This is a genomic window from Streptomyces sp. NPDC004031 (assembly GCF_053604375.1).
The window spans coordinates 41,550-51,814 of sequence record NZ_JBSGHL010000060.1; the positions used below are offsets into that span (position 1 = coordinate 41,550).

A 10,265-nucleotide genomic window follows, 5' to 3' on the forward strand; every position below is an offset into this window, starting at 1 on the left:
CGCCCGCGGCGGCGCCCCCGCTGGCCCCCGCCGGAAGCCTCGCAGGCCCCTACGGGCCGCGGCCCGGCGGAGCGGCCGTACGACAGCAGCCCCCTTCCGAAAGGACCCCGACCCCCCATGCGCCTCCAGTTCTTCCTGTCGGAGATCGGCGTCGGTCTCCGGCGCAACCTCACGATGACCTTCGCCGTGATCATCTCCGTGGCGCTCTCGCTCGCCCTCGCCGGTGCCGCCCTGCTCGCCAACAAGCAGGTCGACTCGATGAAGGGCTACTGGTACGACAAGGTCCAGGTCACCGTCTACCTGTGCAACAAGGCCGACTCGACGACCACGCCGAGCTGCGCCAAGGGCGCGGTCACCGACGACCAGAAGAGCCAGATCCTGCAGGACATCAAGGCGCTCCCGGTGGTGGAGAAGGTCTACTACGAGAGTTCCGAGAGCGCCTACAAGAACTACGAGAAGCAGTTCAAGAACTCCCCGATGGCCAGCTCCATCACGCCCGACCAGATGCCGCAGAACTACCGGGTCAAGCTCAAGGACCCGAAGAAGTTCGCCGTCGTGGCGAGCGCGTTCCAGGGGCGGCCCGGCGTCCAGTCGGTCGAGGACCAGCGCGACACGCTGCGGAACCTCTTCGCGCTGCTCGGCGGTATGACCAAGGCGGCGTACGTGGCGCTGGCGTTCATGCTCACCGTCGCGATGCTGCTGATCATCAACACCGTGCGCGTGTCGGCCTTCAGCCGCCGCCGCGAGACCGGCATCATGCGGCTGGTCGGTGCCTCCAGCTTCTACATCCAGATGCCGTTCATCATGGAGGCGGCCTTCGCCGGGCTGGTCGGCGCGGGCGTGGCGTGCGTGATGCTGCTCGGCGGGCGGTACTTCATGATCGACGCGGGCCTGAAGCTCCAGGAGAAGATCCCGCTGGTGTCCTTCCTGGGCTGGGACTCCGTCGTCAAGGTGCTGCCGCTGGTGCTGCTGATCGGCGTACTGATGCCGGCGCTGGCCGCGTTCATCGCGCTGCGCCGCTATCTGAAGGTATGACGGACGGCGGAGGGGGGCGTGCGGGCGGTGTCCACAGCACCTACCGGCGGACGTCGTATCTTTCCGTACGACGCCCGTTTCTCGCCTAGACTTCCGGCCATGTCCGGCCCGTTGCTCTTCGGGACGCCCCGCCGCATCCGCCGCGGGGCCACCCTGACGTTGGTCTTCGGCACGATGCTCGCCACCGGCGCCGCCGCGGGCAGCTTCGCCGAGCCGCAGCCGCAACCCCGGGAGCGGACCCGGGTGGCCGCGGCCACGTCACCCTCGCCCGCCGCCCTCGGCGGCGCCAACTCCGCCCAGGCGGACGGCGCGACGGGCGACGGCGCGGGCGGCGGCAAGGACCGCTCCGCGGCGGCCGGCCGGCAGCGCCCCTCGGGCACGGGCACCTCGAACCCGGCACGGGACACCGGACAGGGCGCGGCCGGCCCGCAGGCCGCCCGCAGGCTCGTCAGCCGCAGCGGCGACCGCTGGTCGTCGTACTACACCGCGCAGGAGTACGCGGGCCTCCAGGAAGCGCTGGACGGCCGCTACGTGGGCGTGGGCCTGTGGGTGCGGCAGGTGGACGGCGGGCGGGTCGAGATCGCCCGTGTGCAGGCGGGCAGCCCCGCCGCGTCGGCCGGGCTGCGCGTCGGTGACGTCCTGGTCTCCATCGACTCGACGGCGTGCACCGGCCTCGCCGTCACCGAGGTCGTCGCGGACCTGCGCGGCGAGAACGTCCCCGGCAGCACCGTGACCCTCGTGCTGCTGCGCGGCGACCGCCGGCTGTCCGTCACCGTCCAGCGGGCCACCCTGCCCACCGAGGCGGTCACCGTCACCCACCCCGACGGCCCGCAGGGCCCCACCCTCGTCGCCGTCGACGCCTTCTCCCTCGGCGCCGGCGAGCAGGTCCGCGCGGCCGTCCGGGCGGCCCGGCACGGCGTGCTGCTGGACCTGCGCGGCAATTCCGGCGGCCTGGTCGAGGAGGCCGTCGCCACCGCCTCCGCCGTCCTCGACGGCGGCCTGGTCGCCACCTACGACGTCCACGGCAAGCAGCGGGCGCTCTACGCCGACGCCGGCGGCGACACCGCCGTCCCGCTCGTGGTGCTGGTCGACGGCGGCACGATGAGCGCCGCGGAGATGCTGGCCGGCGCCCTCCAGGACCGCGGCCGCGCGGTCGTCGTCGGCTCGCGCACCTTCGGCAAGGGCTCGGTGCAGATGCCCAGCACCCTGCCGGACGGCTCCGTGGCCGAGCTGACCGTCGGCCACTACCGGCTCCCGGACGGCCGCACCGTGGAAGGCCACGGCATCGAGCCCGACGTCCAGGTGACCGGCGGCGACGACGCCCTCGCCGAGGCCCGCTCGGTAATGGCTGGCCTCGGTACCCCCTCGTAGTGCGAGAATGGGCCCGCTATGGCAAAAGAGACCGGTCGCAAGCTGATCGCGCAGAACAAGAAGGCGCGGCACGATTACCTCATCCTGGACACGTTCGAGGCGGGCCTGGTGCTCACGGGCACCGAGGTGAAGTCGCTGCGCCAGGGACGCGCGTCCCTCGTCGACGGCTTCGGCCAGCTCGACGGCGGCGAGGCGTGGCTGCACAACGTGCACATCCCGGAATACACCCAGGGCACGTGGACCAACCACACCGCCCGCCGCAAACGCAAGATGCTGCTGCACCGCGCGGAGATCGACAAGCTCCAGCAGAAGTACGACGAGACCGGCCACACCATCGTGCCGCTCGCCCTGTACTTCAAGGACGGACGCGCCAAGGTCGAGATCGCGGTCGCGAAGGGCAAGAAGGAGTACGACAAGCGGCAGACCCTGCGCGAGAAGCAGGACCGCCGCGAGACCGACCGCGCGGTGTCCGCCGCCCGCCGCCGCCAGCGCTGACCCCTCCGGGGCCTTCCTGGGGCCTCCCGGGGGAATACGCTGGCCGCGCCGCGCGCTGATCACGTACGATGGACGCAGCGCCACCGGGCCATGGTGAGTCCGGTGTGCACCTTGAAAACACCACATGGGGATGATCGGTTTCGACTGGGGATGTCGAAGCAGGGGAAGCGAGCCGAGGAAGCGGCAATGATCTCGTTAACCATATGTCGCAACCAATAATCGCCAACACCAAGCGCGATTCCTTCGCCCTCGCTGCCTAAGTAGCGACTTGCGAAGTGTCAGCCCGGGGGTGATCCCGACCCGGATCCTGGCATCATCAAGGGATCTAAACTTCTAGGACCGGTCACGGGTCCTTGAAGGAAATCAAACAGTGACTGGGCCCGTCGGCGGCTTGTCCGCGTGACCGCCGGGGCCGAGAAAAGCACAGCGGACTGCGCTCGGAGAAGCCCTGTTTCCGCACCACAGGACGCGGGTTCGATTCCCGCCATCTCCACTCATCCCATGCGCCGAACGGCGCCTCCCGCACGCGGGGGGCGCCGTTCGGCGTTTCGGGGGGCTCACAGGGGGGTCGGGCGGGGAATGAGAGCACGGTTGCGTTCGTGTCACGTCGGGGCATCAGGGGGTAACGCGGCGTTCCTATCGTCGGGGGCGACATCCGGCGGAGCACACAGGGAGGCGCCATGAGTCGGTGGACGGGCCGGTGGATCGAGACGTGGGATCCCGAGGACGAGCGGTTCTGGAACGAGGGCGGGGGGCGGCGAACCGCGCTGCGCAACCTCGTCTTCTCCGTGCTCTCCGAGCACATCGGCTTCTCCATCTGGAGCCTGTGGTCGGTGATGGTGCTCTTCATGGGGCCCGACTACCACGTCGACCCGGCCGGGAAGTTCTTCCTGGTCGCCCTGCCCACCCTGGTCGGCGGGGTGCTGCGGGTGCCGTACACCTTCGCGGTCGCGGTGTTCGGCGGGCGGAACTGGACGATCGTCAGCGCGCTGATGCTGCTCGTGCCGACCGCCACCGCGGCCGTCGTCATGCACCCCGGGGTGTCGTACGGGACGCTCATGGTGGTCGCCGCGCTCACCGGGGTCGGCGGCGGGAACTTCGCCTCCTCCATGACCAACATCAACGCCTTCTACCCGCTGCGCGAGAAGGGCTGGGCGCTCGGCCTCAACGCGGGCGGCGGCAACATCGGGGTCGCCGCGATCCAGCTCGTCGGGCTGCTGGTCATCGCGACCGCCGGGGCCGGGCACCCGCGGGTCGTGCTCGCCGTCTACATCCCGCTCATCGTCGTGGCCGCGCTGCTGTCCGCGCTCTTCATGGACAACCTCGCGCCCGTGAAGAACGACACCGGCGCCGCGATCGACGCCGCGAAGGACCCGCACACCTGGATCATGTCGGTCCTCTACATCGGCACCTTCGGCTCCTTCATCGGCTACAGCTTCGCCTTCGGCCTGGTGCTGCAGAACCAGTTCGGCCGCACCCCCCTGCACGCCGCCTACCTCACCTTCATCGGACCGCTGCTCGGTTCGCTGGTCCGGCCCGTCGGCGGGCGGCTCGCCGACCGCTTCGGCGGCGGGCGCATCGCGCTGTGGAACTTCCTCGCCATGGCCGCCGCCACCGGCGTCGTCATCGCCGCCTCCGCCCGCGAGTCGCTCGGGCTCTTCCTGCCCGGCTTCATCGCCCTGTTCGTGCTCAGCGGACTCGGCAACGGCGCGGTCTACAAGATGATCCCCGGCATCTTCCAGAAGAAGGCCGAGGCCTCCGGACTCACCGGGGAGGCCGCCGCCGCGCACGCCCGGCGGCTGTCCGGCGCCTCCATGGGCCTCATCGGCGCGGTCGGCGCGCTCGGCGGCGTCGGCATCAACCTCGCCTTCCGCGAGTCCTTCCTCGACACGGCCGACGGCACCCCCGCCTTCGTGGCCTTCCTGGCCTACTACGCGGTGTGCTTCCTCGTCACCTGGGCCGTATACCTGCGCCGCCCCGCCCGCACCGGCACCACGGGGGAACAGGCCACGCCGGTGACCTCCGCCGCGTACGCCGAGGTGTGAGCGGCGCGCACCACGTAACACCCGGGAAATCCCGGCGAACCGAACCCGTCACCCCGCCTTGGGACGATGCGAGTCCCCGGGCGGGGCGGCGGGGCGCAACAGGAAACCGAGCGGCAAGGTGGACGAGACGATGGAGCCGACTTCCCCCACGGCGGTACCGCCCCTCGCGGGCTTCACCGTCGGCGTGACCGCGGCCCGCCGCGCCGACGAGCTGGCCGCACTGCTGGAACGCCGCGGCGCCGCGGTGCTGCGCGCGCCCGTCCTGCGCATCGTGCCGCTCTCCGACGACGCGGAACTGCTCGACACGACCAAGCAACTCCTCGACGACGCGCCCGACATCGTCGTCGCCACCACCGCGATCGGCTTCCGCGGCTGGATCGAGGCCGCCGACGGGTGGGGCCTCGGCGAAGCGCTGCTGCGGCGGCTCGGCGAGGTCGAACTCCTCGCCCGCGGGCCCAAGGTACGCGGCGCCGTCCGCGCCGCCGGGCTCACCGAGGCGTGGTCGCCCGCCTCCGAATCCATGGCCGAGGTCCTCGAACGCCTCCTGGACGAGGGCGTCGACGGCCGCTGCGTCGCCGTCCAGCTGCACGGGGAGCCGCTGCCCGGCTTCAACGAGTCGCTGCGCGCCGCCGGGGCCCGCGTCGTGGCCGTCCCCGTCTACCGCTGGATGCCCCCCGAGGACCTCGCCCCCGTCGACCGCCTCCTCGACGCGGTGACCTCCCGCGCCCTCGACGCCGTGACCTTCACCAGCGCCCCCGCCTCCGCCTCCCTCCTCAACCGCGCCGCCCAGCGCGGCCGCCTCGACGCCTACCTCGACGCCCTCCGCGGCGACGTCCTCGCCGGATGCGTCGGGCCCGTCACCGCGCTGCCCCTCCAGGCGCACGACATCCCCACCCTCCAGCCCGAACGCTTCCGGCTCGGACCCCTCGTCCAGCTCCTCGCCCGCGAGCTTCCCGGGCGGGTCCGGCCGCTTCCCGTCGCCGGGCACGAGATCCAGATCCGCGGCCAGGCCGCGCTCGTCGACGGCGCGCTCCGGCCCGTGCCGCCCGCCGGCATGGCCCTCCTGCGGGCCCTCGCGCGGCGACCCGGATGGGTCGTCTCCCGGGCGGACCTGCTGCGGGTGCTGCCCGGGGCCGGGCGGGACGAGCATGCCGTCGAGACGGCGATGGCCCGGCTCCGCGCCGCGCTGGGCGCTCCGCGCCTCATCCAGACCGTGGTCAAGCGCGGTTACCGCCTCGCGCTCGACCCGCACGCCGACAAGTACGCTCCGCCGTCCTGACCTCGCGCTCCGGGCCGCGCCCTGCGGTGCCCCGCGCCCCGGGGGGTGCCACTTGCGGTGGCAGTTCGCCTTTCCCCCGGTGGGGGCTTGTCGCGCAGTTCCCCGCGCCCCTGGGTGGTTGCCACTTGCGGTGGCATGCCGCCTTTCCCCCGGTGGGGGCTGAGCGCGCAGTTCCCCGCGCCCCTAAAAAACGGGCGCTGTCCCACGCTGCCGTGCCCCGGGCCTCTGAAAGACGGGTGCTGTCCCACGCTGCCGTGCCCCGGGCCTCTGAAAGACGGGTGCTGTCCCACGCTGCCGTGCCCCGGGCCTCTGAAAGACGGGTGCTCTCGCACGCTGCCGTGCCCCGGGCCTCTGAAAGACGGGTGCTGTCCCACGCTCCCGTGCCCCGCGCCCCGGAAAGACGGGTGCTGTCCCACGTACCAGCGCCCAGCACCCTGGAAAAACGGGTGCCCGCACCCCGCGCGCATCACCCCCACCGGCAGGCAGCCGCTGAACCGGGCTGGAGGGGGACGGTGCGGGGTGCCCCCGCAGGAATGCGCTGTCGGTGCCTCACCAACACAGTAAGAGGGTGAAGGCGCATTCCGAGGAGGTGCCCCGTGGCGGCACCCGACCCCACCCCCCTGAGGGGAAGCGCGATGCCCCGCCGGGCAACAACCACGGGCGCGGGGAACTGCGCGAGCAACCCCCACCCACCGCAAGCTCGCGCAGCGAAACCGCACCGCGCAGAAACGGAGCGTCACGGATCTAGCCCCCCCGGCGAGGGCGCGGCACTCTGGGGGGCGACCGTGTGGGAGGGAGGGGACCGTGGGGGAGTTGAGGTTCGACGGGGGGCGGGTCTGCCTGGACCTCGTCGCGACACGCGTGGCCCGCCCGGTCGGCGAGCGCCTCGACCGCGCCGACCGCGTCACCGAGTGGCTGTACGGCACGGGCCTCGTCCCGCCAGGGACCCCGCTGCCCGCGGACGCGGACTGGGCCGCCTGGGCGCGCGGCCTGCGCGAGCTGCGCGCCCTCCTGGAAGAGCTCGTGGAGGCGCAGCTCACCGCCGCCCCGCCCCCGCCGGACGCGGTCGCCCGGCTGAACGCGCTCGCCCGTCACGCCCCGCCCGCCCCGCGCGCCGCGCTCGGGCCGGACGGCGAGCTGACCCGGACCCTCGCCGCGCCCCCCGACGCGGCCTCGCTGCTCGCGGCGGTCGCGCGGGACGCGGTGGACCTCTTCACGGACCCGGTCGCCCGCTCCCAGCTGCGCCGCTGCGAGGGCGAGAACTGCTCGCTGGTCTACCTCGACACCTCCCGCGGAAGGCGCCGCCGCTGGTGCAGCAGCGAGGTGTGCGGCAACCGCGAGCGTGTCGCCCGGCACCGCCGCCGTACCGGTCCGGCGCTGCGGAACGCCTGAGCGGGGCCGCCCCGGGCCCACCGGGGCGAATCCGACAGGTCGGGCCGGTACCGCCGGGTGGGCAGAAGCGCGCAGGTCGCGTACGGTTGCAGGCTGTCGTTCGCGCGGAACGGGCTACGGAACGGGACACCGCGGGCGCAAGCATGACGTACGGACGAAGGACGAAGGGGGCCCTGCGTGGCCGCGCAGACCGCAGTTCAGGACCGGCAGGGGGGCGGCGGCGCCAGGGAGCGGGAGATCGCCGTCGAGCAGGACCACCTCGACCGGGTCTACCGCCGCCTGGAGGAGAAGATCCACGAGGTGGAGTTCCTGATGAGCGACGCGGCCAAGGCCGGCCACGTCGGCACGCCGGGCGCGCTCGCCGAGCGCGACGCGCAGGTCTACCGGGCCGGCGTGCACCTCAACCGCCTCAACTCCGAGTTCGAGGACTTCCTCTTCGGCCGGATCGACCTGCTGCGCGGCAAGGACGGCCAGAAGGGCGCGGACGGCGCGTACACCTCCGTCGAGCCCGCCGACGACGCGATCCGTCCCGACGCGACCGCCGACATCGCCGAGACCCTGCACATCGGCCGGATCGGCGTGCTGGACTCCGACTACTCCCCGCTCGTCATCGACTGGCGGGCGCCCGCGGCCGCGCCCTTCTACCGGTCGACGCCCGTCGCGCCGGGGCGTGTCGTGCGCCGCCGCGTCATCCGCTCCAAGGGCCGCCGGGTCCTCGGCGTCGAGGACGACCTGCTGCGCCCGGACCTGACGACGGGCCTGCCGGTCGTCGGCGACGGCGCGCTCATGGCCGCGCTCGGCCAGGCCAGGACGCACAGCATGCGCGACATCGTCGCGAGCATCCAGGCCGAGCAGGACATGGTCATCCGGGCGCCCGCGGCCTCCGTCACCGAGGTCACCGGCGGGCCCGGCACCGGCAAGACCGCGGTCGCCCTGCACCGCGCGGCCTACCTCCTCTACCAGGACCGGCGGCGCTACGCCGGCGGCATCCTGTGCGTGAGCCCCACACCGCTGCTGGTCGCGTACACCGAGGGCGTGCTGCCGTCGCTCGGCGAGGAGGGGCAGGTCGCGATCCGTGCGCTCGGCTCGCTCGTCGACGGTGTGACCGCCGATCTGTACGACGAGCCCGCCGTCGCCCGCGTCAAGGGCTCGCTGCGGATGCTCAAGGTGCTGCGCAGCGCCGCCCGCGGCTGCCTCGACGCGGTGCCCGGCGCGCCCGAGACCCTGCGGGTCGTGGCCTTCGGACGGCGCATCGAGCTGACCGCCGGCGAACTGGGCGCCGTACGCCGCAACGTCCTCGGCGGCACCGCACCGGTCAACCTGCTCCGGCCGCGCGCCCGCCGCCTGCTGCTGGACGCGCTGTGGCGCAAGACCGGGCGGACCTTCGACGACGCCGAACTCGCCGCCGAGGAGCGCCAGGGCTTCGACGAGGACATCAGCACCGAGCAGGACTTCACCGACTTCCTCGACGCGTGGTGGCCGCTGCTGGAGCCGCGCACGGTGCTCGCCGCGCTCGCCGACGACAGGCGGCTCGGCCGCTGGGCGCGCCGCACCCTCACCCCGCCGGACATCCGGCGGGTCGCCCGCTCGCTGCGCCGCACGGGCGTCAGCACGCACGACGTCGCGCTGCTCGACGAGCTGGCCGCGCTCCTCGGGCCGCTGCCCCGGCCGGTACGGCGCGAGGCGGACCCGCTCGACGAGCTGACCGGCCTGGAGGAGGTCACCACCTACGCCGACCGGATGGCCGGCGGGCGGCGCGGGCGCGCGGAGCGGCTGGAGGAGGAACGTACGGAGTACGCGCACGTCATCGTCGACGAGGCGCAGGACCTCACACCCATGCAGTGGCGCATGGTCGGCCGCCGCGGACGCGCCGCGACCTGGACGATCGTCGGCGACCCCGCGCAGAGCTCGTGGTCCGACGTGGACGAGGCCGCGCAGGCGCGCGACGAGGCGCTCGGGACGCGGCCGCGGCGGCGCTTCACCCTCACCGTGAACTACCGCAACCCCGCGGAGATCGCCGAGGTCGCCTCCACGGTGCTGGCGCTGGCGATGCCCGGGACGCAGCCGCCGCGCGCGGTCCGCTCCACCGGGATCGCGCCCCGCTTCGCCGTCGCCGGCGACGACCTCGGCGCGGACGTCCGCGCGCAGACCGAGCGGCTGCTCGGCGAGGTGGAGGGCACGGTGGGCGTCGTGGTCGCCATGCACCGGCGGGCGCAGGCGCGGGAGTGGCTGGACGGGCTGGGCGACCGGGCGGTCGCGCTCGGCAGCCTTGAGGCGAAGGGGCTGGAGTACGATGCGACGCTCGTCGTGAGCCCGGCGGAGATCGCGGAGGAGTCCCCCGCGGGCCTTCGCATTCTGTACGTGGCCCTCACCCGGGCGACCCAGCGTCTTGCCGTCCTGGCGACGGCCCCCGACTCCCCGAACCCCGCGGGTGTCCCGGACCTCCTCCTCCCCTAGGCGGGGAGCTGCCCCTTGCGGTGGCAGTTCCCCTTCCCCCGGTGGGGGCCGAGCGCGCAGTTCCCCGCGCCCCTTTGGGGCGCTGCCCCTTGCGGTGGAGGGTTCACTTTCCGCCGGTGGGGGCTGGTCGCGCAGTTCCCCGCGCCCCTGAAAAACGGTCACTCTGCGCGCAGAGGGCAACCACCAGGGGC

General features: G+C 73.2%; 7 protein-coding genes and 1 other RNA gene. All 8 read left to right on the forward strand.

What is annotated here, in order from left to right:
- The first annotated feature begins 117 nt into the window (after positions 1 to 117).
- Positions 118 to 1,035: a permease-like cell division protein FtsX gene (gene ftsX / locus ACWERV_RS29800; RefSeq protein WP_452938897.1), complete on the forward strand. Its 918-nt coding sequence runs from the start codon at positions 118 to 120 to the stop codon at positions 1,033 to 1,035.
- Between the two features lie 99 nt (positions 1,036 to 1,134).
- The gene (locus tag ACWERV_RS29805; protein WP_452938900.1) at positions 1,135 to 2,406 is read left to right on the forward strand and encodes a S41 family peptidase; all 1,272 of its coding nucleotides are present in this window, start codon (positions 1,135 to 1,137) and stop codon (positions 2,404 to 2,406) included.
- Between the two features lie 18 nt (positions 2,407 to 2,424).
- Complete coding sequence (gene smpB / locus ACWERV_RS29810) at positions 2,425 to 2,901, forward strand: SsrA-binding protein SmpB (protein ID WP_398181011.1); 477 nt, start codon at positions 2,425 to 2,427, stop codon at positions 2,899 to 2,901.
- Positions 2,902 to 3,027: 126 nt separating this feature from the next.
- Positions 3,028 to 3,397: a transfer-messenger RNA gene (gene ssrA, locus ACWERV_RS29815) on the forward strand.
- Positions 3,398 to 3,581: 184 nt separating this feature from the next.
- Positions 3,582 to 4,946 carry a nitrate/nitrite transporter gene (locus ACWERV_RS29820; protein WP_452938904.1) on the forward strand — a complete coding sequence of 455 codons (1,365 nt, stop codon included), beginning with the start codon at positions 3,582 to 3,584 and terminating at the stop codon, positions 4,944 to 4,946.
- 130 nt (positions 4,947 to 5,076) lie between these two features.
- The gene (locus tag ACWERV_RS29825) at positions 5,077 to 6,225 is read left to right on the forward strand and encodes a uroporphyrinogen-III synthase (RefSeq protein WP_452938907.1); all 1,149 of its coding nucleotides are present in this window, start codon (positions 5,077 to 5,079) and stop codon (positions 6,223 to 6,225) included.
- An 804-nt stretch (positions 6,226 to 7,029) separates the two neighbouring features.
- Positions 7,030 to 7,617, forward strand: a complete 588-nt coding sequence (locus tag ACWERV_RS29830; protein WP_452938909.1) for a CGNR zinc finger domain-containing protein — start codon at positions 7,030 to 7,032, stop codon at positions 7,615 to 7,617.
- A 177-nt stretch (positions 7,618 to 7,794) separates the two neighbouring features.
- The gene (locus tag ACWERV_RS29835; RefSeq protein WP_452938911.1) at positions 7,795 to 10,074 is read left to right on the forward strand and encodes a HelD family protein; all 2,280 of its coding nucleotides are present in this window, start codon (positions 7,795 to 7,797) and stop codon (positions 10,072 to 10,074) included.
- The last annotated feature ends 191 nt before the right edge of the window (positions 10,075 to 10,265 follow it).

Coding starts and splice junctions, on each gene's coding strand:
- smpB (WP_398181011.1), top strand. CDS start 2,425: ATGGCAAAAGAGACCGGTCGCAAGCTGATCGCGCAGAACAAGAAGGCG.
- ACWERV_RS29805 (WP_452938900.1), top strand. CDS start 1,135: ATGTCCGGCCCGTTGCTCTTCGGGACGCCCCGCCGCATCCGCCGCGGG.
- ACWERV_RS29825 (WP_452938907.1), top strand. CDS start 5,077: ATGGAGCCGACTTCCCCCACGGCGGTACCGCCCCTCGCGGGCTTCACC.
- ACWERV_RS29820 (WP_452938904.1), top strand. CDS start 3,582: ATGAGTCGGTGGACGGGCCGGTGGATCGAGACGTGGGATCCCGAGGAC.
- ftsX (WP_452938897.1), top strand. CDS start 118: ATGCGCCTCCAGTTCTTCCTGTCGGAGATCGGCGTCGGTCTCCGGCGC.